At 73.8% G+C, this 21,131-nt stretch carries 19 protein-coding genes; 11 read left to right on the top strand and 8 right to left on the bottom strand.

Going from position 1 to position 21,131, the window contains the following annotated elements; all coding sequences use genetic code 11:
- Nucleotides 1-42 precede the first annotated feature (42 nt).
- The 7 genes from ACT3SP_RS11765 to ACT3SP_RS11735 all read right to left on the bottom strand — a co-directional run bounded on the left by ACT3SP_RS11765 (nucleotide 43) and on the right by ACT3SP_RS11735 (nucleotide 7,158).
- The gene (locus ACT3SP_RS11765; RefSeq protein WP_444587479.1) at nucleotides 43-759 is read right to left on the bottom strand and encodes a hypothetical protein; all 717 of its coding nucleotides are present in this window, start codon (nucleotides 757-759) and stop codon (nucleotides 43-45) included.
- Complete coding sequence (locus ACT3SP_RS11760; protein ID WP_444587478.1) at nucleotides 756-1,679, bottom strand: ATP-binding cassette domain-containing protein; 924 nt, start codon at nucleotides 1,677-1,679, stop codon at nucleotides 756-758. The genes ACT3SP_RS11765 and ACT3SP_RS11760 overlap by 4 nt, the downstream gene beginning before the upstream one ends.
- Nucleotides 1,676-2,053 (bottom strand): GntR family transcriptional regulator, encoded by a 378-nt coding sequence (locus ACT3SP_RS11755; RefSeq protein WP_444587477.1) that lies wholly within the window; start codon nucleotides 2,051-2,053, stop codon nucleotides 1,676-1,678. Before ACT3SP_RS11755 ends, ACT3SP_RS11760 begins: the two co-directional genes overlap by 4 nt.
- 114 nt (nucleotides 2,054-2,167) lie before the next feature.
- Nucleotides 2,168-3,235 carry a GNAT family N-acetyltransferase gene (locus ACT3SP_RS11750; protein ID WP_444587476.1) on the bottom strand — a complete coding sequence of 356 codons (1,068 nt, stop codon included), beginning with the start codon at nucleotides 3,233-3,235 and terminating at the stop codon, nucleotides 2,168-2,170.
- Complete coding sequence (locus ACT3SP_RS11745) at nucleotides 3,232-3,993, bottom strand: class I SAM-dependent methyltransferase (RefSeq protein ID WP_444587475.1); 762 nt, start codon at nucleotides 3,991-3,993, stop codon at nucleotides 3,232-3,234. Before ACT3SP_RS11745 ends, ACT3SP_RS11750 begins: the two co-directional genes overlap by 4 nt.
- A 78-nt stretch (nucleotides 3,994-4,071) precedes the next feature.
- Nucleotides 4,072-6,039, bottom strand: a complete 1,968-nt coding sequence (locus ACT3SP_RS11740; RefSeq protein WP_444587474.1) for a glycoside hydrolase family 2 protein — start codon at nucleotides 6,037-6,039, stop codon at nucleotides 4,072-4,074.
- 99 nt (nucleotides 6,040-6,138) lie between these two features.
- On the bottom strand, nucleotides 6,139-7,158 hold the full coding sequence (locus ACT3SP_RS11735; RefSeq protein WP_444587473.1) for a LacI family DNA-binding transcriptional regulator: 1,020 nt from the start codon (nucleotides 7,156-7,158) through the stop codon (nucleotides 6,139-6,141).
- 398 nt (nucleotides 7,159-7,556) lie between these two features.
- Here ACT3SP_RS11735 and ACT3SP_RS11730 point away from each other — a divergent pair, with 398 nt between their 5' ends.
- Nucleotides 7,557-9,092: a DEAD/DEAH box helicase gene (locus ACT3SP_RS11730; protein ID WP_444587472.1), complete on the top strand. Its 1,536-nt coding sequence runs from the start codon at nucleotides 7,557-7,559 to the stop codon at nucleotides 9,090-9,092.
- A complete protein-coding gene (locus tag ACT3SP_RS11725) occupies nucleotides 9,089-9,538 on the top strand; it encodes a rhodanese-like domain-containing protein (RefSeq protein ID WP_444587471.1) in 450 nt (149 codons plus the stop codon). The genes ACT3SP_RS11730 and ACT3SP_RS11725 overlap by 4 nt, the downstream gene beginning before the upstream one ends.
- Nucleotides 9,539-9,555: 17 nt before the next feature.
- Here the strand turns inward: ACT3SP_RS11725 and ACT3SP_RS11720 are convergent, their stop codons facing one another.
- The gene (locus ACT3SP_RS11720; RefSeq protein ID WP_444587470.1) at nucleotides 9,556-11,115 is read right to left on the bottom strand and encodes a long-chain-fatty-acid--CoA ligase; all 1,560 of its coding nucleotides are present in this window, start codon (nucleotides 11,113-11,115) and stop codon (nucleotides 9,556-9,558) included.
- Nucleotides 11,116-11,283: 168 nt separating this feature from the next.
- Between ACT3SP_RS11720 and ACT3SP_RS11715 the strand changes: the two genes are divergently transcribed.
- The 9 genes from ACT3SP_RS11715 to ACT3SP_RS11675 all read left to right on the top strand — a co-directional run bounded on the left by ACT3SP_RS11715 (nucleotide 11,284) and on the right by ACT3SP_RS11675 (nucleotide 21,104).
- Nucleotides 11,284-11,628, top strand: coding sequence for an ArsR/SmtB family transcription factor (locus tag ACT3SP_RS11715; RefSeq protein WP_444587469.1), 345 nt, complete (start codon nucleotides 11,284-11,286; stop codon nucleotides 11,626-11,628).
- Nucleotides 11,625-12,599 carry a cation diffusion facilitator family transporter gene (locus ACT3SP_RS11710; protein ID WP_444587468.1) on the top strand — a complete coding sequence of 325 codons (975 nt, stop codon included), beginning with the start codon at nucleotides 11,625-11,627 and terminating at the stop codon, nucleotides 12,597-12,599. The genes ACT3SP_RS11715 and ACT3SP_RS11710 overlap by 4 nt, the downstream gene beginning before the upstream one ends.
- A 114-nt stretch (nucleotides 12,600-12,713) precedes the next feature.
- Nucleotides 12,714-14,111 carry an FAD-binding oxidoreductase gene (locus tag ACT3SP_RS11705; protein WP_444587467.1) on the top strand — a complete coding sequence of 466 codons (1,398 nt, stop codon included), beginning with the start codon at nucleotides 12,714-12,716 and terminating at the stop codon, nucleotides 14,109-14,111.
- On the top strand, nucleotides 14,111-15,367 hold the full coding sequence (locus ACT3SP_RS11700; protein WP_444587466.1) for an aminotransferase-like domain-containing protein: 1,257 nt from the start codon (nucleotides 14,111-14,113) through the stop codon (nucleotides 15,365-15,367). Before ACT3SP_RS11705 ends, ACT3SP_RS11700 begins: the two co-directional genes overlap by 1 nt.
- On the top strand, nucleotides 15,364-17,025 hold the full coding sequence (locus ACT3SP_RS11695; RefSeq protein WP_444587465.1) for an ABC transporter substrate-binding protein: 1,662 nt from the start codon (nucleotides 15,364-15,366) through the stop codon (nucleotides 17,023-17,025). Before ACT3SP_RS11700 ends, ACT3SP_RS11695 begins: the two co-directional genes overlap by 4 nt.
- Nucleotides 17,022-18,059, top strand: a complete 1,038-nt coding sequence (locus ACT3SP_RS11690) for an ABC transporter permease (protein WP_444587464.1) — start codon at nucleotides 17,022-17,024, stop codon at nucleotides 18,057-18,059. Before ACT3SP_RS11695 ends, ACT3SP_RS11690 begins: the two co-directional genes overlap by 4 nt.
- Nucleotides 18,056-18,916 carry an ABC transporter permease gene (locus ACT3SP_RS11685; RefSeq protein WP_444587463.1) on the top strand — a complete coding sequence of 287 codons (861 nt, stop codon included), beginning with the start codon at nucleotides 18,056-18,058 and terminating at the stop codon, nucleotides 18,914-18,916. The genes ACT3SP_RS11690 and ACT3SP_RS11685 overlap by 4 nt, the downstream gene beginning before the upstream one ends.
- The gene (locus ACT3SP_RS11680; RefSeq protein WP_444587462.1) at nucleotides 18,913-20,613 is read left to right on the top strand and encodes a dipeptide ABC transporter ATP-binding protein; all 1,701 of its coding nucleotides are present in this window, start codon (nucleotides 18,913-18,915) and stop codon (nucleotides 20,611-20,613) included. Before ACT3SP_RS11685 ends, ACT3SP_RS11680 begins: the two co-directional genes overlap by 4 nt.
- Nucleotides 20,610-21,104, top strand: a complete 495-nt coding sequence (locus ACT3SP_RS11675) for a GNAT family N-acetyltransferase (RefSeq protein WP_444587461.1) — start codon at nucleotides 20,610-20,612, stop codon at nucleotides 21,102-21,104. The genes ACT3SP_RS11680 and ACT3SP_RS11675 overlap by 4 nt, the downstream gene beginning before the upstream one ends.
- The last annotated feature ends 27 nt before the right edge of the window (nucleotides 21,105-21,131 follow it).

Below are 21,131 nucleotides of genomic sequence, written 5' to 3'. Positions count from 1 at the left end.
GCGCCATCCTCCCCCGGACGGCGTGGGAGAGGGCCTGCCTGCTCAGGCCTCGACCCGGCGACGGGTGGCGGCGCCGGCATCCAGCTGCCGGATCCATCCCCGCAGGCGACGGCGCAGCAGCAGGGACAGCAGCAGCATCGCGAGCAGGAGGACCCCGGCAGTCGCGACGACCGTCCCGGTGGCCGAGCCGATCTGGAGCGTCGCCAGCGGCACCCCCACCACGGCGGCGCCGAGGAGTCCGGCGCCGAGATGGACGCCGAGGCTGATCAGGATCAGCCCGCCGCCCGGGACGCGGGTGACGCACTCCCCGCCGACCACCGATGCCACCACCAGGAGCGCTGCCGCGGAGTACAGGCTCCCCACCAGCACCAGCAGTGCCACCGGCGCCCCAGGAGGCCCGGCGACCGTGACCGTGGGGCTGGCGCCGACGGTCGCGCGGTCGAGCGCGTGCGCGATCAGCATGCAGGCCGCCGCGGTGACCAGCAGCAGCGCCGTCTCCGCCGCGATGAGCACCACCCTCCCCCGCACGCGGTCGGCACGGCTGAGCCCGAGGCTCGCACGGAGCTCCTCCCGTGCGGGGGTGTCCTGCCGCCCGTAGCGATACCAGGCCAGCGAAGCCCAGAGGGGCAGCACGCTCACCATCGCATCGGAGAGGAGCACGGTGACCAGGAGGGTCACCGCGCACAGACCGAGGGAGGTCGCGGCGGTTCCGGGATGGAGTCGGATCTCGGTCGCGAGGGTTCGGTACGCAGAGGTCACGCCGCCTCCTTCGCGCGGCGCGCGCCGCGCAGCCAGTGGGTGATCAGCTCGGGCAGCTCGGGTCGGCGGAGGTCGGCGTCCGGCGCCAGGCCGACGGCCTCCTCCACCGCGACCAGGGCACGGCGCGAGCCGCCCGTGGTGACCGCGCCGATCAGCCGCATCGCCGTGTCCTGGGCCAACGGTGCGTCGGCGGCGGTCTCCAGGAGCAGGAACTCCTCGCGGAGGGCCTCCGCCTCGCCCTCGAGCACCGTCTGTCCGTCGGCGATGACGACGAGGTGGTCGACGAAGCGATCCATCCCCTCGAGGTCATGGGTGGACAGGAGGATCGAGCGGCCCTCGTGCGCCATCAGGGCCCTCAGCTCGTCGAGCAGCTCGGAGCGCGCCAGGGGGTCCAGTCGCGCGAAGGGCTCGTCCAGCAGGAGCACCTGCGGGTCCTGGGCGAGCGCGGCGGTGAGCGCGAGCTGGGTCAGCTGTCCCCGGGAGAGCGTGCGCGCCGGGCGCCGCCCCGGAACCCGGTGGGCGTCCAGCCGGGCGGCGAAGCGCGCGCCGTCCACGGGGCGCCCGACGCGCTCGAGCTGCTGCAGGAGATGCCGGGCGGTCCAGGAGCGCGGGTAGGAGGGAGCGTCGGGGACGTGGGCGACGCCCACCGGGAGGGGGACATCGGCCGCACCCATCTCGCTGCCGTGCAGCGCGACGGATCCCTGGGTCCAGGGCTGCGCTCCGATGAGGGCGCGCAGGGCGGTGGTCTTCCCGGCCCCGTTGGCGCCGACCAGCGCGGTGACCTGACCGGCCGGAGCGGTCAGGGACAGGCCGCGCAGCGCGGCCAGAGGGCTCGCGTAGGGGCGCTCCCGGTCGGGCAGCTCGACGACGAGGTCACGGACCTCGGCCGCGGGATCGGGAGTGCGGGCGGGCTGCGTCATCGGACCTCCTGACATGCTCGAGCCAGGCGGTCCTGGAGCTCGGCGGGGCTGACACCGGTGGTGCGGGCGATCCGCACGGCCTCCGTCAGCGCGGCGTCGATGCGCTCGAGGGAGCGGTCGCGCACCTGCTGCGCGGCCTGGGCCCGGACGAACACGCCCTTGCCGCGCACGGCGTCGGCGAGGCCGTCCGCCACCAGCTCGTTGTAGGCGCGAGTGGTGGTGATGACGCTGACCCGCAGGTCGCGCGCCAACGTGCGGATCGAGGGCAGCGCCTCACCGGGGGCGAGATCGCCGCGGAGGATCGCCTCGCTGAGGTGGATGCGGATCTGTGCATAGATCGGAGCGGGCGCGGAGGGGTCGATCGGGATGTGCATCGACGATGCCTCCTCGCCCCCGTGGACTGTCCCTACTGTGCATATGCACTATGAACAGATCAGGGATGCGACGTCAAGGCGGGGAGGGCCGGGGGCCGGTCCCAGACCGCCCCGTCAGAGGGTTCCGACCGGCTTCTCATAGGTGCCGAACACGCTCTCGCGCACGAACCCGAGGGCGTCGTAGAGGCGGGTGGCACCGGTGAGGGACTCGCCGTCGACCTCGAGCTCCGCCCGCGCGTAGCCGGCCTCGGCGGCCGCCCGGAGGGTGCGGGCGATGACGGCGCGCGCGAGGCCGCGGCCCCGGGCCTCGGGGCGGGTGCCCACCAGGGCGATGTGGAGGGCGCCCGGACGGTCCTCGGAGGCGATGACGTAGGCGAGCACGGTCCCCTCGGCGTCGAGCGCGATCGAGGACAGCTCCCTGCGCGAGGTGTGGGAGGACCACCACAGCGCCCACCGCTCGCGCGGGACCGGGGCCGAGCCCCAGTGGTCGGCGAAGGCGGCGAGGTGGGCGAGGCGGGTGGCCTCGCGCTCGGCGTCGGTGGGGGCGCGCAGCGCCGCGCCCACGACGGACGGTCCGGCGACGGGCTCCCCGGACAGCTCACGGACCATGCTCAGCCAGCTGCGCGCTCGCGTGTAGCCGCGGCGGGCGAGCACCGGGCGGATGTCGGCGCCGCCGGCCTGCGGGGCGTCGGCCGCGGCCCCCTCGCGGGGGTCGCGACCGCCGGAGGCGCGGAAGACGGCCATCGCGTCTGTGCCGTGCCGCTCGCCGACGAGCTCCCGGGCGCGGGTCTCCGACCAGTCCAGGAGCGCGGTGCCCAGGCCCTGGCGACGGTGGGAGGGGTCGACGCCGCCCATCAGCTGGCAGCGCACCCGGCCGTCCCGGTCCAGGGAGGTGTGCACGTCGACCAGGGCGACGGCGACGAGATCCTCGCCGCGGCGCACGGCCAGGGTGTCGCGCTCCAGGTCGAGGCCCGGCATCGTGAGCCATTCGCGGATGCTGGGCTCCGCGGCGGGCTCGTCGAGCCGGTCGGCGGCGTCGATGCGGTTCAGCAGGGCGGTGAGGGCGGGGACGTCCTCCACCGTGAGCGGGCTGCGGGTCGTGATGCCGCCGGACGTGACGGCGACGGACGTGGTGGCACCGGACGTGGTGGCACCGGTCGGGAGGGTGTCGTAGGAGGTCACCGGTCCATTGTAGGGAGCCGGTACACGCTGACGTGGCTGCGGGAGTCCGCGGTGAACTCGGTGCGGTCCCAGTCCGCCCAGCGCGCCTCGAGGGTGAAGCCCGCCAGCTGCGCCATCAGGTCGAGCTCGGCGGGCCAGACGTAGCGGTGCGGGGTGCGGGCGATGCGGGCGCCGCGGGCGCCGTCGACGGCCGGATCGAAGCGGAGATGGTGGGAGACGACCTGCTGGGCGAGCGTGTCGTAGGTGTCCACCAGCAGGCGCCCGGGCTCGGAGACCTCGACGGTGCCGCCGTGGCCGGGGGCGAGCGAGCGCAGCTGCGGCACCCACAGCTCGATCACGAAGCAGCCGCCGGGGGCCAGCTGCCGGGCGGCGCTGCGGAAGCAGGCCACCTGCTCCTCCTGGGTGAGCAGGTTCGCGATGGTGTTGAAGACCAGGTAGGCGAGAGCGAACCCCTCCCCGGCCCGGGCCGTGGCCATGTCCCCCTGGACGACGGGGATGCGCTCTGCGTCGGCCTTCTCCCGCAGCCGCGCGATCATCGCCGGCGAGAGCTCGATCCCGGTGACCTCGACCCCCGCCTCCCGCAGCGGGACGGCGACCCGGCCGGTGCCGATCGCGAGCTCGAGCGCGGGCCCGCCGGCGGCGAGCTCGGCCAGGGTCGCGACCGTCGGCCCCAGGACCTCGGGCGCGAACATGCCCTCGCCGGGGGTGTCGTACTCGGCGGCGGCCTGCGCGTCCCAGAGGCGGGTCTGATCGATCATGGGCCCATCGTGGCCCGCCCGGCGCAGGGCGTCACGGGATTTTCCCGTGCGCCCCGCGCCCCACCGGCCGACGGGCGCTCAGCCCTCGTTCTCGTACGCCGCCGCCTGCTGCTGGACCGCGCGCAGGCGGGAGAGATCGAGCTTGCGACCGCGCTCGAAGTCGACGATGCCGTTCTTCTCCTGGAAGACGTCGGTCATCTGCGTGTAGCAGTAGCCGAACATCAGCGGGTCCTCGAGCAGCACGCGGGTGAGCCCCTCGAAGCGCTCGTAGAGCTCCTCCTCGCTGCGGATCCGCTGGCCGTAGCCCCAGGACTGCGCCGCATCGTTCCCGGCGCGCTCGTTCTCCGCGGATTCCCGCGCCTCCTGCTCGTTCCACCAGATCCCGCCGTACTCGGAGACGAAATAGGGCTGGCCGGCGAACGGCAGCGAGAAGGTGCCGTCGGCGAAGGGCATCTCGTCCGGGGCGAGGTCCCGACGGTTCGCGAACGGAGCACCGTCCGCGAGCCCGGACTGCTCCGCGCGGAAGCGACCGGGATCCTGCTCGTAGGAGTGGGAGTCGTAGACGTCGGCCCCGCGCACCCGGTGGGAGTAGCCGGAGGCGTCGAGCACCGGCCGGGAGGGATCGGCGAGCTTGGTCGCGTCGTACATCGCCTGGGTGACGTCGTCGAGCTGCGTGAGGCGGTCGTGGATCACCTGGTGGGTCTCGTTCAGCGGGCACCAGCCGATGATGCTGGGGTGGCTGAGATCGCGCCGCACCGCCTCGATCCACTGGCCGATGAAGGAGGCGGTGGGCTGCTGGTTGTCACCCATCGGCCCGTGGCCGGAGGCGCCCCAGTCGCCGAACTCGCCCCAGACCAGGTAGCCGTGCAGATCCGCCCAGAACAGCATGCGCTGCTCGAAGACCTTCTGATGCAGACGGGCACCGTTGAAGCCGGCCTCCAGCGCGAGGCGGATGTCGGTGGTCATGGCCTCGTCCGTCGGGGAGGTCATGAACGACTCCTCCCAGTAGCCCTGGTCGAGCACGAGACGCTGGAAGACCTTCTCGCCGTTGATCCGGAACTCGTGGTCGCGCAGGGCGGTCGAGCGCAGTCCCGCATAGGAGCGGACCTCGTCGAGCACCTCGCCGCCCTCGTCGACCAGCCGTGCGGTGAGCGCATAGAGCTCGGGCGCTCCCGGGCCCCAGACCCGGACCGACTCCTCGGGGATCACGAGCTCGAGATGCGGGGCGAGGTCGAGATCGGCGCGGACCTCGCCGCGGGAGACCTCGTCGCCGCCCGGCTCGGAGGCGATCACCTCGAGGCGGGTGCCGCGGGTGCTGCGGTCCAGCGGAACGGTGACCGAGAAGGAGCGGCCTGCCAGCGAGGGCACGATGCGCAGGTCGCGGATCTCGTCCACGGGGACGCCCTCGAGCCAGACGCTCTGCCAGATGCCGGTGGTGCGGTGGTAGCTGGCGTGGGTGGGGCGGAACCAGGTGGACTGCTTTCCGCGGGCCTGGGGGACGTCGTGCGGATCGCGGGCGCGCACCACGATCTCGACCTCGGCGCCCGCGGCGACGCCGGGCACGGTCGAGAGATCGGCCGCGAAGGGCGTGAAGCCGCCGCGGTGGCGCGCGACCTCGACGCCGTTCGCCCAGACGGTCGCGTCCTGGTCGACGGCCTCGAAGCGCAGGATCGGGCGCAGTCCGGCCCAGTCGGCGGGGACGGTGACCGTGCGGCGGTACCAGACCGCCTGGAGGAAGTCTCGGTTCCCGACGCCGGAGGCCTCGGTCTCGGGCGCGAAGGGCACGGTGATGCTGCCCGCGAGATCACGCTCGAGCAGGCCGCGGTCGCGGCCCGAGTCGCCCTGGTCGATCTCGAACTGCCAGGTGCCGTTGAGGGACAGCCACGCGGCGCGCTGCAGCCGGGGGCGGGGGTGCTCGGGTCGCGGGACCTCGCCGGCGGCGGAGAGAGGGGCGTCGAGCTGCGCGGCGAGCTCGTCGGCGCGCCCGAAGAGCGCGGCCAGGTGCTCGGGCAGCTCGGCGCGCTGCGCGGTGGTCGGGACGGTCATGGATCGGCTCCTCGGCTCGGGATCGGCGCTGATCGGTCGGCGTCAGTCAACCGCATCCCCTCGATGATTGCAACGTGGGAACATGGGTGGGACAGGTCCTCAGCCCCGCACGACGGCGGAGGTCGAGCCCCGCTCGACGAGCCGGTGCCCCACCACCGTCTCCGCACCGGCGACCGCTCCTCCGCCGGACTCGGCGAGCGCGGCGTCCAGGGCCGCCGAGATGAGGGCGTCGAGATCCGGGGCGACGCTGGTCAGCGCCGGGGTGGACCAGGCCGCCTCGGGGATGTCGTCCCATCCCACCACCGCGACCTGCGAGGGCACCTCCAGTCCGTGCTCGGCCAGCGCCGCGAGCGCCCCCAGGGCCAGCAGATCGTTCCCCGCCACCACCGCGTCGACCTCGATGCCGGCCCCGATCACCGCTCTCATCTCCGCCCGCCCGGCCTCGCGGCTCCAGTCCGTGACGGTGCGGACCCGGTCGGGGTCGATGCCCAGGTCGGCGAAGCGCAGCGCGGCACGGAAGCCGGCCAGGCGGTCCGTCGCCGTCGACCGCACGGCCCCGTCGCCGCCCAGGAACAGCAGCCGCCGTCGCCCCTGCGCCACGAGGTGGCGCACCACGTCGGCCGCGGAGGCGACGTTGTCGATGGCCACGTGGGAGACCTCGGGAGCGGCCGGCAGCATCTCCCCCAGCAGCACCACCCGCGGGCCGCCGGCGTCGAGCAGGTCGGGAGGCGTCAGCGCCGCCGGGGAGATGATGACCGCGTCGACCGGACGCGGGGTCAGCCCGCGCACATGGGCCCGCTCGGTCGCCGCGACCCCCAGGGAGACCTCGACGCTCACCGTGTACCCGCGGTCGCGGGCGGCGACCTGCATGAGCTCCGCGAGGCGTGCGAAGTAGGGGTTCTGCAGCTCGGGGACCACCAGGGCGATGGTCCGGGTGGGGCCCCCGCGCAGCTCCCGTCCCACATGGTTCGGCACGTAGCCGAGCTCCTCGATCGCCCGCTCCACCCTGGCGCGGGTCTCCGCCCGCACGACCGGGCGGTCGTTGACCACGTTGGAGACGGTCTTCCAGGAGACCCCGGCGCGCTGGGCGACGTCCTTGATGCTGACTCGTCGTGCCATGAGCCCTCCTGGAGTCGGGGACGGCCGGGCCCGGGATCCGGGCGCGGGAGATGCTCTCGAGGATACCGGGTGGCGGATCCGGGTCCCACGTGGGAACTCGGAGCGGCCACGACGGCGCCGTGAGGGCAGGGCCGTCACCGGGCGCCCGGTGAGCCGCCTGGTGACCCGGTGGTATCTCACACCGGCGCGGCGGATCGTCGCCACCGGGACGACCTGCGGCTACTGTGATCCGCAGTGCCGTCCTCCCGCCGCGGCACAGGTCCCGAGCGGACAGCCCCGACCTCTGGTTCGGCAGGCTCCGCCCCGGTGACAGCGTCGGCCGAGGATCGCTGCTCCGCGCAGCGCCGGATCGACGACGCCCCGGGCGGTTCTGCAACGCACAGATCGGATCACTCTTCGTGACCACCTCAGACTTCGCACGCCTCGGCGTGCCCTCCTCGCTCGTCGACGTGCTCTCGCCCCGCGGGATCACCGAGCCCACCCCCATCCAGTCCGCCACGCTGCCCGACTCCCTGTCCGGGCGCGACGTGCTGGGCCGTGGCCGCACCGGCTCGGGCAAGACCTACGCCTTCCTGCTGCCGCTGGTGGCCCGCCTCATCGCCGAGCCGCGCCGCCGGGTCTCCCGTCGGCCGCGCTCGCTCATCCTCGCCCCCACCCGCGAGCTCGCCTCGCAGATCGCCGAGTCCCTGCAGCCGCTCGAGGCGGCCGCCGGGCTGCGCAGCGCGGTGGTGTTCGGCGGAGTCGGTCAGAACCCCCAGGTCAAGGCCTTGGCCGGTGGCATCGACGTGCTCATCGCCTGCCCCGGTCGCCTGCTCGACCTCATGGGCCAGGGCCACGCGGACCTCGGCGCCGTCGAGATCACCGTCATCGACGAGGCCGACCACATGGCCGACATGGGCTTCCTGCCGATGGTGCGCCGGATCCTCGCGGCGACCCCGCGCAAGGGCCAGCGGATGCTGTTCTCCGCGACCCTCGACTCGGGCGTGAACAAGCTGGTCAAGGAGTTCCTGCACGAGCCCGTGACCCACTCGGCGGACCCGGCCACGAGCCCCGTGGGCACCATGGAGCACCACGTGCTCGAGGTGGATGCCGCGACTCGCTTCGACGTGCTGCGCGATCTCGCCGCCGCTCCCGGCCGCACCATCATGTTCACGCGCACCAAGTACGGCGCGAAGAACCTCGCCCGCAAGCTCAGCGCCCGCGGCGTGGACGCGGTGGACCTCCACGGCAACCTCTCGCAGAACGCCCGCACCCGGAATCTCGAGGCCTTCGGCTCCGGCACCGCGACCACGATGGTCTGCACCGACATCGCCGCCCGCGGCATCCACGTCGACGAGGTCGCCCTCGTGGTGCACGCCGATCCGCCGGTCGAGCACAAGGCGTACCTGCACCGCTCGGGCCGCACCGCCCGCGCCGGCGAGTCCGGCACCGTGATCACGGTCCAGACCCCGGAGCAGAAGCGCGACGTCAGCGACCTCATGCGCAAGGCGGGCATCACGCCCACCTACCACGCCCGGGTGGCCCCGACCTCCCCGGTCCTCGACACGCTGGCCCCCGGCGAGCGGGTGGAGACCCACGAGCCGCGCCAGCCCGAGGCCCCTGTGGACCAGGCCCGTCTGAACGGCGAGCGTCGCGGCGGCCAGGGCGGTCGCGGCCGCGGTCAGGGCGGCGGCCGCGGTCAGGGCGGCCGTGGCCAGGGCGGCGGCCGTGGCCAGGGCGGTCGTGGCCAGGGCGGTCAGGGCCAGCGCCCCGGCGGCGAGCAGGGGCAGCGCTCCGGCCAGGGCGGCGGCCGGGGCCGCGGCGGGCAGGGTCGTCCCACCCGCAGCGGGGGCCCGCGCCGCGAGAGCACCCCCACGCGCTACTCGACGAGCTCCGAGGGCGCCGGCGGCGCGGGCGACGGGCTGGCCGCGTTCTCCTCGGGCCGCACCCGGTGAGCGAGGCGGACGGGTCGCACGGACGGCGCCGCGCCGAGGCCGCTCCTGCCCACGGCATCGAGGAGATCCTCGAGGCGTCGCGCCGCGGGATCCAGCGCATCGCTCCGCAGGATCTCGCCGCGGCGCAGGCGCAGGGCGCGCACGTGATCGACATCCGCTCGGCCGCGACCCGGGAGCCCGAGGGGCACATTCCCGGCGCCGCGGTCATCGAGCGCCTCGTGCTCGAGTGGCGGCTGGACCCCGCCGGCGACCACCGGATGCCGGAGAGCCCCGAGCGCGACGAGCTCGTCGTGGTGGTCTGCAACGAGGGGTACTACTCCTCGCTCGCCGCCCGCGACCTGCGCGATCTCGGCTTCCGCCGCGCCACCGACATCGTCGGCGGCTTCCGCGCCTACGCCCGGGCGGGCCTCCCGACGGACACGGAGCCCACCCGCACGGTGCTCTGAGCGGCCCCGGGGGTCCGTCAGCTCAGCTCGCGCTTGAGGATCTTCCCGGTCGCGGTCATCGGCAGCTCCTCGACCAGGACCACCTCGCGCGGGTACTTGTAGGCGGCCATCTGCTCCGCGCCCCAGTCGCGCAGCTCCTCGGCGGTGATCGTCGCGCCGTCGACGAGGATCACGTGGGCCTTGACCTCCTCCCCGACGCGCTCGTCGGGCACGCCGACCACGGCGGCGAGGGAGACCTCGGGATGGGAGATGAGCACCTCCTCGACCTCGCGCGGGTACACGTTGTAGCCGCCCCGCAGGATCATGTCCTTGGAGCGGTCCACGACGAAGTAGAAGCCGTCCTCGTCGCGGCGCGCCAGGTCGCCGGTGCGGAACCAGCCCTCGCGCATCACCGCCCCGGTCTCCTGCGGACGACCCAGATAGCCGCTCATCACGTTGTGGCCGCGCACCGCGAGCTCACCGACCTCGTCGGCCCCGGTGACCTCCGCCCAGTCCGGGTCCCCGGGGTCGATGAGCTTGACCTCGACGCCCCACACGGGCAGGCCGATCGATCCGGGCCGTGGCCGGTCGGCCAGGGAGAAGCAGGCCACGGGCGAGGTCTCGGACAGCCCGTAGCCCTCCATGATCGAGACCCCGAGCCGGTCCCGGGCCTCGGAGAGGACCTCCACGGGCAGCGGCGAGCCGCCGGAGATGCCCAGCCGGAGGCTCTTCGAGATCGTCTCGGCCCGGTCCCGGTCCTCCTCCCCCAGCGCGCGCAGCAGCCCCCACCACATGGTGGGCACCGCGGCGAACACGCTCACCTCGTGCTCGACGAGCAGGTCGAGCACCTGCCCCGCCTCGAAGCGCGGCACCAGCACCAGCGTCGCGCCCATCGAGAAGCCGGCGTGGAGGTTCACGGTCGCGCCGAAGGTGTGGAACAGCGGCAGGGTCACCAGGTGCGTGTCCTGCCCGGGCTGCGAGTCGAACAGACGGTTGCAGGTCAGGGCGTTCATGAGCTGGTTGGAGTGGCTCAGCTCCGCGCCCTTCGGCCGTCCGGTGGTGCCCGAGGTGTAGAGGACCACCGCGGTGTCCGTCTCGCGGGTCTGCACGGTCTCGAAGGTCGTGGACATCCCCTCGAGGGACTCCGCGAGAGTGGGGACGCCCTCGAGCGGGCTCGGGGCGGAGGGGTCCGCGGTCATGACCACGAGGTGCGGCTCCCTCGCCGCGGCGAGGGCGCCGTCGCGCGCGAACCGACCGATCGGCAGCTCCTCGGTGCCCTCGGCGCAGAAGTGCACCGCGGCCTCGGCGTCGTCGAGGAAGTAGGTGACCTCGCGGGCCTTGTTGAGCACGTTCAGGGGCACCACCACGGCGCCGGCCTTGAGGATCCCGTAGTAGACGATCGGGAACTGGGGCAGGTTGGGGCAGCTGAGCGCGACCCGGTCGCCCGGGGTGATGCCGAGGGAGACCAGCAGGTTCGCGACCTGGTTCGCGGCGGCATCGACCTCGGCGTAGGTCAGTCGGGTCGGCCCCAGCACGAGGGCGGTGCGGTCGGGGGCGGTGCGGGCGCTGTCCTCCAGCACCACGGAGAGGTTGTACACGGGGGTCTCCTTCGGACGGCGGTGTCTCGACGGCGCCCAGGCTACGGCCCCGGACCGCCCGTCGTACGGCGGTGCGGCGATCTCGCCGGGATCCGCGGCCGGCGTCGCCTCGCCCACACTGACGTTTCGTCTCTTGCGCAACTGTCCAATCGGCGGCAGGCTCGGGGCATGGATGATCCCCGGACGCCCACCGAGCTGCAGCTCGCCGCGGCGGCCGACACCTTCGCGATGCTCGCCTCGCCCGCCCGGCTGCACCTCGTGCAGCTGATGAGCTCGGGGCGCTTCGACGTGGGTGCGCTGGCCGCGCAGGTGGGCCTCAGCCTGCCCACCACCAGCCAGCACCTGAGCAAGCTGCGTCTGGCCGGGATCGTCTCCGCCCGGCGGGAGGGCCGTCACAGCTACTACACCGTGGACGACCCCCACGTCGTCTCCCTGGTCGAGCAGATCTTCGAGCACATCGCGCCCGACGGCACCCTCGCCCCCGATCCCCCGTCGAAGGACTCCCCCGCATGACCACCCCCGACCGTCGCGCCCCGGGCGAACGGGTCGACCTGCGCCGGTTCGCCTGGCTGTCGATCGTCGCCGCCATCGTCACCATCACCCTGAAGACGGGCGCCTGGGCGCTGACGGACTCCGTCGGCCTCCTCTCGGACGCCGCCGAGTCCACCGTCAACCTGGTCGCGGCGGTCGTCGCCCTCATCGCGCTGACCGTCGCCGCCCGGCCGGCCACCGAGCGCTTCCTCTACGGCCGCGCCAAGGCCGAGTACTTCTCGGCGGCCGTCGAGGGGTTGATGATCTTCGTGGCCGCGGCGGTCATCCTGGTCACCGCGGTCGAGCGCTTCATCAACCCGCGCCCGCTCGAGAACCTCGGCATCGGCCTCGTGATCGTGGTGGTCGCCTCCCTCGTCAACGGCGGTGTGGCCCTGGTGCTGCTGCGCGCCGGGAAGGCGCACAACTCGATCACCCTGCGCGCCGACGGCAAGCACCTGATGACCGACGTGGTCACGAGCGCCGGGGTGCTGCTGGGCGTGGGCCTGGTGGCGCTGACCGGCTGGGAGCGCCTGGACGCGCTGGTCGCCTTCGCCGTGGGGATCAACATCATCGTCACGGGCATCGGCCTGCTGGGCGAGTCGGTCTCCGGACTGCTGGACAAGGCGCTGCCGGACGAGGACCACGAGGTCATCACCGAGGTGCTGCGCCGCCGCACCGACGCCACGGTGACCTTCCACGGCCTGCAGACCCGCGAGGCCGGACAGCAGAAGTACATGAACGTGCACGTGCTGGTGCCCGACGAGTGGACGGTCAAGCAGGGCCACGACTACATCGAGGGTCTCGAGGCGGAGCTGCGCGGCCTGCTGCCGGACCTCACGGTGCTCACCCATCTCGAGCCGATCTCGGACCCGGCGAGCTACGAGGACATCCCCGACGGCCATGTGCCGATCCACGGGGACGATCACGATCCGACGCGCCCTCCGGGGGCCTGAGGGCGCCGCCCCCTGCGCAACCATGAACTCTTATGACGGTCAGCACTTGCCCTTATGGGCATGCCTGGCTCACGCTGGCACCGACCACCGCCGCCAGCGTCCAGGAGCCCCCTCGTGCCGAGTGCTTCCCCCGTCCTCCTCCGCCCCGATCTCGAGGAGGTCGCCGCGCGCCTGCGCGCGGTGATCGGCGAGTCGGCGGTGATCGACGATCCCGCGGAGGCCTACGCGGGCGACGCGGCGGTGCGCGCCCCGGTCGGCACCCGTTTCCTGCTGGTGCGCCCCGCGGACACCGCGGGGGTCCAGGCCGTGCTGCGCCTGGCCCACGAGACGGGCACCGTGGTGGTCCCCCGGGGCGCCGGCTCGGGGCTCTCCGGCGGGGCGGTCCCGGCCGACGGGGCGATCGTGCTGAGCCTCGAGCGCCTCACCGCGATCCGCGAGATCGACCTCCTGGACGAGGTCGCGGTGGTCGAGGCCGGGGTGATCACCGCGGACCTCTCGGCCGCGCTCGCGCCGCACGGCGTGTTCTACGCCCCGGACCCGGCCAGCGCCCGGCTCTCCACCATCGGCGGCAACATCGCCACGAACGCCGGCGGGCTGCACTGCGCCAAGTACGGGGTCACCCGGGAATCGGTGCTCGCCCTCGAGGCGGTCCTCCCCGACGGCACCCTGCTGCGCACCGGGCACCGCGCGATCAAGGGCGTGACCGGACTGGACCTCACCCAGCTGCTGATCGGCTCGGAGGGCACCCTCGCCGTGGTCACGGCCGCGACGGTGCGGATCCGTCCCCTGCCCGTCGCCCGCCGCACCGTGCTGGCCCGCTTCCGGACCGTGGGGGCCGCCGCCGACGGAGTGGGCGCGATCTCGCGCAGCCCGGTGCGCCCGGCGGCCACCGAGCTGCTCGACGCCAGCACGCTCCGGGACATCGACCGCAGCACCGGCTCCGACCTCGCCCGCCGGGACAGCGCGATCCTGCTGCTCGAGCTCGACGGCTACGGCATCGAGGAGCAGACCGCCGACCTCACCGCGGTGCTCGCCGCCGCCGGCGCCGAGGTGCGCGCGATCGAGGACGAGAGCGAGGCCGAGCACCTGTGGGAGCTGCGCCGCAGCGGCCGCGGCGCCCGCGCCGACCTGCTCCGCCTGGGCGAGGACGTCGCGGTGCCGAAGTCCCGCCTGGCCGAGATCTTCGACGAGATCTCCGCGATCGGCGAGCGCCACGGCGTGGACACCTCCGCCGTCGCGCACGCCGGCGACGGGAACCTCCACCCCTGCCTCGCCCTGCCCCGCGGCGAGCACGACGGCGAGGAGCTGCCCGCGCCGATCCTCGCCGCCGCCGACGAGCTGGTGCGCGCCGCGCTCGCTCTGGGCGGCACCATCAGCGGGGAGCACGGGATCGGCACCGCCAAGCGCGGCTGGCTCGACCTCGAGCTCTCCTCCCCCTCCCGCGACCTGCAAGGACGCCTGAAGGACGCCTTCGATCCCCACCACCTGCTGAACCCCGGGAAGGCCCTGTGATGACCACCACCCTCGACCCCGCGCGACTGACGCCCTCCCGCCTCGCGGACGGTCTGCTCTCCGCCCTCGGCGCCCGGGAGGACCGCTCCCGCGGCTTCGGCAGATCCGCCGGCTCTCCCCTGCCCGGCGCCGTGCCCCTGCTGGGCGGAGCGCCCAGCCCAGACGCCCTCCCCCTGGAGGCGATCCGCCTCGCCGCCGCACACCTCACCGCCGATCCGCAGGCCCTGGTCAGCACCCTGCAGTACAGCGCCCCGTCCGGCATCACCCCGCTGCGGGAGTGGATCGCCCGCCGCGAGGGGGTGGACCCCGCCCGCGTGCTGGTCACCAACGGTGCCTTCCACGGCCTGTCCCTCGTGTTCGATGCGCTGCTGGACCGCGGGGACCGGATCGTCGTGGAGGACCCCACCTATCCGCTGATCTTCCGCGACCTCCAGCACCACGAGCCGGAGCTGCTGCCGCTGCCGCTGGGTCCGGACGGCCTCGACATCGACTCCCTCGAGGCGCGCCTCGAGGACGGCGCCCGCCCGAAGCTGCTGTACACCGTCCCGGACTTCCACAACCCCACCGGCCTCGTCACCCCCGCCGCGCAGCGCGAGCGACTGGTGGCCCTGGCCGAGCACTACGGCTTCGTCATCGTCTCCGACAACGCCTACGACGGCCTCGCCTTCCCCGGCGTCGACGTCCCCGCGGACTACTCGCCCGACTCGGATCTGGTGGTGCACGTGCGCACCTTCTCCAAGATCCTGGGACCGGGACTGCGCCTGGGCTACCTGGTGCTCCCGACCTGGCTGGTCGCGCCCGTCACCCGCCTGCGCGCCAACCAGGACCAGCACTCCTCCGTGCCCGTGCAGGCGATCGTGGAGCGCGTCGTCGGCGCCGGCGACCGCCCCCCGATCCAGGGCGGCCTGGACGGCATCGCGGAGCGCTCCCGCACCCTGTACGCGGACCGGTTCGACCTGGTCACCGGCCTCCTGGACGCGGCACTGCCCGGCGGCGTCAGCGTGGAGCACCGCACCGGCGGGATCTTCCTGTGGGCGCGGATCGAGGACGAGGGGATCGACCTGGCCGCCGCGCAGCACCTGGCCCGCACCCGCTTCGGCACGGACGCGGTGCTGGGGCGCTTCTTCTTCCTCGAGGACTCCGCGGACGACCGCGGCCGCCTGCGCCTCGGGATCAGCCACCTGGACGCCGACGGGCTGCGCGACGGCGTCGATCGCCTGGTCGCCGCCCTCACCGCACCGGAGGCCCGGCGATGACCGCCGGCACCTCCCCCAGCCGGCGCCGGCTCCTGCAGGGCCTCGGCGCGGGCGCCCTGGGCCTCGCGGGCCTGCCCCTGGCCGGATGCGCGCTGGAGTCCGCCCGAGCCGGCGGCAGCGACGGCGGCGACGGCAGCGACGAGCTGTCCTTCCTCATCTCCAACCTCGACGGCGGCTGGGTGCCCTCCAAGAGCGCGATCTCCAGCTACGAGGCGAACGTGTGGCAGCAGCTGACGGACAAGCTGGTGCACACCGATCCCGAGGGCACCGTCTCCCCCTGGATCGCCACCTCCTGGGAGCAGAACGCCGAGGCGACCGAGTACGTCCTGCACCTGCGCGAGGGGGTCACCTTCTCCGACGGCACGGCGCTGGACGCCGACGCCGTGCTCGCGAACCTCGAGTCCTGGGCCGTGGGCCGACCCGACGAGGGCATCGCCCGGGTCGGTCTGTTCCCGGGCGGCACGTACGAGGGCGCCGAGGCGCTCGACGACCTCACCGTGCGGGTCACCTTCACCGCACCCACCCTGTCCTTCCTGCCCACCCTCGGGTACCACGGCTGCCAGCTGCTGGCGCCCTCGAGCATCGCCGCCTCCCTCGAGGAGCAGTCCGACCTCGCCGTCCAGATCGGCTCCGGTCCCTTCGTGCTGGACTCGTGGAAGGCGGGCGACCATGTGCGCCTGGTGCGCCGCGAGGACTACGACTGGGCCCCCGAGGTGCTCGGAGCGAGCGGCCCGGCGGAGCTCGCCGCGATCACCTTCACCGTGCTGCCGGACGACACCCTGCGGGCCTCCGCCGCCCGCGCCCGGCAGACCGACCTCTCCTACAACGTGAACCCGCAGGTGCTGGACGCCTTCACGGAGGCGGGGTTCCACATCGAGGTGCCCCGCTACCTGGGCTTCGTGCACGGCTACAACCTGCGCACCACGGTCGCGCCCTTCGACGACGTGCGCGTGCGGCAGGCCGTCACCCGCGGCATCGACCGGGCGGAGATCCTGCGCACCGTGTTCACCGACGCCTGGGAGCCGGCCACCAGCTGGCTGCAGGCCGGGGTGCCGGAGACCACGGACCTCACCGAGCTGTTCGAGCACGACCCGGACCTCGCCGCACGTCTGCTGGACGAGGCCGGCTGGACCGGACGGAACACCGACGGCTTCCGCACGAAGGACGGGGAGGAGCTCGGCTTCACGATCTACCCCACCCCGTACCTCACCGGCTCCGTGCCGGAGGCGCAGCTGATCAGCCAGCACCTGGGCCGCCTCGGCATCCGCGTGCGCACCCAGAAGCTCGACATCCCCACCTGGACCGAGCGCGTCACCAACGACCTCACCCAGGGCGTCGCGGAGGTGACCCGCAGCTTCGTGGACGTGGGCACCGTCGCCGAGGTGATCACCGACGAGGGCGAGGACTGGTTCCAGGTGGGCTCCTCCGACGAGGAGCTGGTGCGGCTGCGCGACGAGGTGGCCGGCGCCGCCTCCCGCGAGGAGCGGGCCGGCGTGGTCGAGGAGCTCTCCCGGCACGTGCTCGAGCAGGCCTACTTCATCCCCCTCGAGCAGAACGTGCAGCGCATCTACGTGCAGTCCCCCGAGCTGAGCGGCATCTCCTTCAACGCGGTCGCGATCCCCTCGTACCACGCGACGACGAAGGGGACGCAGCGATGAGCGCCTCGGTGACCGCCCCCGCGGGCTCCCGTCCTCGGCTCCCCGCGGGCACCGCGACCGCCGCGCCGCTGCGCCGCTACGCGTCCTTCGCCCTCCGGCGCACAGGGCAGGCGCTGGTGGTGATCGCCCTGGCGTACGTGCTGGTGTTCCTGGTGCTCTCGGCGATCCCCGGGGACCCGATCTCCGCGCAGCTGGACAACCCCCAGAACGGCTACACCGACGCGGAGAAGGCGCAGATCCGGGCCTTCCACGGGCTCGACCGTCCCGTGCTCGTGCAGCTGCTGGTCTCCCTCGGCAACGCGGTCACCGGGCAGCTGGGCACCTCGCTGTCGACCTCGCAGCCCGTCACCGAGCTCATCGGCGCCGCGATCCCCTCGACCCTGATCCTCGCCGCGACGGCGCTCATGCTCGCGGTGCTGATCGCCGCGGTGCTGGGGCTGGCCTCCCGGGTGCTGCCGGCGGGCCCGCTGAACTCGCTGGTGCGCTCGCTGCCCACGGTGTTCCTGTCCACCCCGAACTTCCTCATCGGCCTGGTGCTGATCCAGGTGCTCGCGGTGAGCCTGGGCCTGTTCAGCCTGGTGGACTCCGAGGGCGCGGGCTCCACGCTCGTCGCGGCGCTGACCCTCGCGATCCCGGTCTCCGCCCAGATCGCGCAGGTGTTCATCACGGCGCTCGACGAATCCGCCGGGCAGGACTACGCGGAGGTGGCGCTCTCGCGCGGCCTGCCTCCCGCGCAGGTGGTGGTGCGGCATCTGCTGCGGCCGTCCCTGCTGCCCACCGTGACCGTGGTGGGTCTGGTGCTCGGCGAGGTGCTCGGCGGATCGCTGATCACCGAGACGATCTTCGGCCGCACCGGCGTGGGCACCGTGGTGCAGAAAGCCGTCAGCAGCCAGGACGTGCCGGTGCTGCTGGCCGCGGTGGTGCTCTCCGCCGCCGTGTTCGTGGTGGTGAACCTGGTGATCGACCTGCTCTACCCGCTGCTGGACCCACGTCTGCGCGCCGGGAGCCCGCGCGCCCGGAAGGAGACCCGATGAGCGCAGCCGTCCTCACCCCCGGCCAGCGTGCCGGTGCCCGCGCCCGCACCACGGCGGGGACCCGCCCACCCGTGACGGTGCTGCTGTCCGCCGCGGTGATCGTGGTGGTCCTCGCCTGGTCGGTCGCCCCCGGGCTGTTCACCGGCCATGATCCGTCGGTCGGCATCCCGGACGACAAGTTCACCGCTCCCGCCTGGCAGTACTGGCTGGGCACCGACCATCTGGGCCGCGACCTGCTCACCCGCATCGTCCACGGCTCCGCCTCCTCGATGACCAGCGCGCTGATCGCGGTGGCCATCGGCGTGGTGACGGGCGGTGCGCTGGGGCTGCTGGGCGGCTACCTGGGCGGCTGGGTCGACGCGGTGATCGGCCGCCTGGTCGAGGTGCTGCTCGCGATCCCGGGCTTCCTGCTGGCCGTGGTGGTGGTGACGGCGCTCGGGTACGACACCCGCAACGCCGCGATCGCCACCGGCGTCTCCGCGGTCGCCGTCTTCGCCCGGCTCATGCGCTCCGAGGTGCTGCGGGTGCGCACCAGCGTGTTCATCGAGGCGGCGCGCGTGAACGGAGGCTCCGCCGGGTACGTGCTGCTGCGGCACGTGCTGCCCAACGCCCTGCGGCCCGTGCTCTCGCTCGCGATCCTGCAGTTCGGCATCGCGATCCTCGTGATCGCCGGGCTCGCCTTCCTGGGCTACGGCGATCCGCCGCCCGCCTCCGACTGGGGTCTGCTCGTCTCCGACGGCCGCGAGCACCTCCTGCACGCCCCGTGGCTCGTGATCGCCCCGGGTCTCGTCATCGCCGTCGTCGTGCTGTCCGTGAGCCGCATCAGCCGCTGGCTGGATCAGGGGAGGACCCGATGAGCATCCTGAAGACGATCGAGAACACCGCCGCCGCGCCGCGGGAGCCCGCCCCCGCGGCGCCGCTGCTGCAGGTGAGCGGGCTGAGCGTGGCCTATGGCGGCACCGAGGTGGTCCATGACGCCTCCTTCGCCGTGGGCGAGGGGAAGGCCCTCGCCCTGATCGGGGAGTCCGGCTCCGGGAAGTCGACGATCGCCCGCGCCGTGCTGCGCCTGCTCGGCTCGCGCCGGGCCCACGTGGACGGGTCGATCGTGGTGCAGGGCCGCGAGGTCACCGGTCTGCGGGACCGCGAGTTCCTGCCGCTGCGCGGCCGGGTGCTGGGCTTCGTGCCCCAGGACCCGGGCTCCTCCCTGAACCCCGTGCGCTCGATCGGAGCGCAGGCGCTCGAGGCCGCGGCCCTGGTGCCCGGGGCCCGCCGCCGCGCGGACCGCGAGGCCCTGGTGCTGGGCGCCCTCGAGCGCGTGGGGCTGCCGGAGCCGCAGCGCGTGATGGAGTCCTTCCCGCACCAGCTCTCCGGCGGGCAGCTGCAGCGGGTGCTCATCGCGCTCGCGATCCTGCCCGGGCCGCGGCTGCTGGTCGCGGACGAGCCGACCTCGGCCCTGGACGTGACCGTGCAGAAGCAGATCCTGGACCTGCTGGACGATCTGCGGCGCGAGATGGGGATCGGCGTCCTGCTGATCACGCACGACCTCGCGATCGCGGCCGCTCGGGCCGACGAGGTCGTGGTCCTGCAGGACGGCACGATCCAGGAGGCGGGGCCGACGCGGAGCGTGTTCACCGCACCGCGCTCGGAGTACACCCGTGCCCTGCAGGCGGACGTGCCGGGCCTGAACCCGGACCGCTTCGCCGCCCTGCGGGCCGAGCGCGACGAGCACCGTCCCCTCGCCGAGGCCGACGTGCAGGTGCAGGTGCGGGACGTCTCGCGCACCTTCCGCTCCCGGGACCGCGAGGTGCGCGCCCTCGCGGACGTCTCCTTCACGATCCCGCGCGGCCGCACCCACGCCCTGGTGGGAGAATCCGGCTCCGGGAAGTCCACCGCCGCCCGGGCGCTGCTCGGCCTGGAGGCGGTCGACAGCGGCTCCGTCGCCGTCGGCGGACGCGTCGTGGATCCCGCCGACCCGTCGGCGCTGCGCGAGGTGCGTCGGCACCTGCAGATCGTCTACCAGAACCCCTTCACGTCCCTCGACCCGCGCTTCGCCGTCGGCCGGATCGTGCGGGAGCCGCTGGAGAGGTACCGGGTGGGCGACCGGGCCGAGCGCGAGGAGCGCGCGGCCTGGGCGCTGGACGCGGTGCGACTGCCGGATTCGCTGCGCGGCCGCCGGCCGGGCGCGCTCTCCGGCGGGCAGCGGCAGCGGGTCGCGATCGCGCGAGCGCTCGCGCTGCGCCCCGAGGTGCTGGTGCTCGACGAGCCCACCAGCGCGCTGGACGTGACCGTGCAGGCGGGAATCCTCGAGGTGCTCGCGACCCTGCAGCGGGACCTGGGGCTGACCTACCTGTTCATCTCCCACGACCTCGGCGTGGTGCGGCAGTTCGCGGACACGCTCACGGTGCTGCGCCGCGGGGAGGTCGTCGAGTCCGGCACGGTCGCGGAGGTGTTCGCGGCCCCGCGCGAGGAGTACACGCGCACGCTGATCGCCTCGATCCCCGCGCGCGAGGCCGTCGTCACCGCAGCGGCGAGCGGCGCGGAGGTGAGGGCATGACGACCACCGCCGAGCACGCCTCGCCGCTGCGCGACGGTCGCACCCTCGTCTGGGAGCGCACCACCTGGGAGGACCCTCGCGGAGCGGCTCTGCGCGCAGCGATGGACGCGGAGATCGGCCCGCGCTACGAGGCCCTGCGCCGGCGCCGGCCCGCGCCGCCGAGCAGCGAGGACGTCGACCACGTGCTGCTGGCCCTGGTCGACGGCGAGACGGCCGCGACCGGCACCCTGCGCCGACTGCCGGACCGGTGGGAGGTCAAACGGCTGTTCATCGACGCGGACCATCGGCGGCTGGGACTGGCGAGCGCCGTCCTCGCCCGGCTCGAGGAGGGCGCCCGCGAGCGCGGCGCGACGGAGCTGTTCCTGCAGACGGGCGATCGCCAGCCCGAGGCGATCGCGCTCTACGAGCGCGAGGGCTGGGAGCGCATCGCGGTCTTCGCCCCGTACGATCCGGCCGACAGCGTGAACGTGTGCTTCCGGAAGGAGCTGTGAAGCGCCGCAGTCGTCGGCGTGCTCGGT

Source organism: Brachybacterium sp. AOP43-C2-M15 (assembly GCF_052446295.1).
Classification (GTDB): Bacteria; Actinomycetota; Actinomycetes; order Actinomycetales; family Dermabacteraceae; genus Brachybacterium.
This window is presented reverse-complemented; position numbering and strand designations above follow the sequence as displayed.

Bases quoted from the DNA above. Each gene is read 5' to 3' on its own strand.
- ACT3SP_RS11760 (WP_444587478.1), bottom strand. From the start codon at position 1,679: ATGACGCAGCCCGCCCGCACTCCCGATCCCGCGGCCGAGGTCCGTGAC.
- ACT3SP_RS11755 (WP_444587477.1), bottom strand. From the start codon at position 2,053: ATGCACATCCCGATCGACCCCTCCGCGCCCGCTCCGATCTATGCACAG.
- ACT3SP_RS11745 (WP_444587475.1), bottom strand. From the start codon at position 3,993: ATGATCGATCAGACCCGCCTCTGGGACGCGCAGGCCGCCGCCGAGTAC.
- ACT3SP_RS11740 (WP_444587474.1), bottom strand. From the start codon at position 6,039: ATGACCGTCCCGACCACCGCGCAGCGCGCCGAGCTGCCCGAGCACCTG.
- ACT3SP_RS11735 (WP_444587473.1), bottom strand. From the start codon at position 7,158: ATGGCACGACGAGTCAGCATCAAGGACGTCGCCCAGCGCGCCGGGGTC.
- ACT3SP_RS11715 (WP_444587469.1), top strand. From the start codon at position 11,284: ATGGATGATCCCCGGACGCCCACCGAGCTGCAGCTCGCCGCGGCGGCC.
- ACT3SP_RS11710 (WP_444587468.1), top strand. From the start codon at position 11,625: ATGACCACCCCCGACCGTCGCGCCCCGGGCGAACGGGTCGACCTGCGC.
- ACT3SP_RS11700 (WP_444587466.1), top strand. From the start codon at position 14,111: ATGACCACCACCCTCGACCCCGCGCGACTGACGCCCTCCCGCCTCGCG.
- ACT3SP_RS11695 (WP_444587465.1), top strand. From the start codon at position 15,364: ATGACCGCCGGCACCTCCCCCAGCCGGCGCCGGCTCCTGCAGGGCCTC.
- ACT3SP_RS11690 (WP_444587464.1), top strand. From the start codon at position 17,022: ATGAGCGCCTCGGTGACCGCCCCCGCGGGCTCCCGTCCTCGGCTCCCC.
- ACT3SP_RS11685 (WP_444587463.1), top strand. From the start codon at position 18,056: ATGAGCGCAGCCGTCCTCACCCCCGGCCAGCGTGCCGGTGCCCGCGCC.
- ACT3SP_RS11680 (WP_444587462.1), top strand. From the start codon at position 18,913: ATGAGCATCCTGAAGACGATCGAGAACACCGCCGCCGCGCCGCGGGAG.
- ACT3SP_RS11675 (WP_444587461.1), top strand. From the start codon at position 20,610: ATGACGACCACCGCCGAGCACGCCTCGCCGCTGCGCGACGGTCGCACC.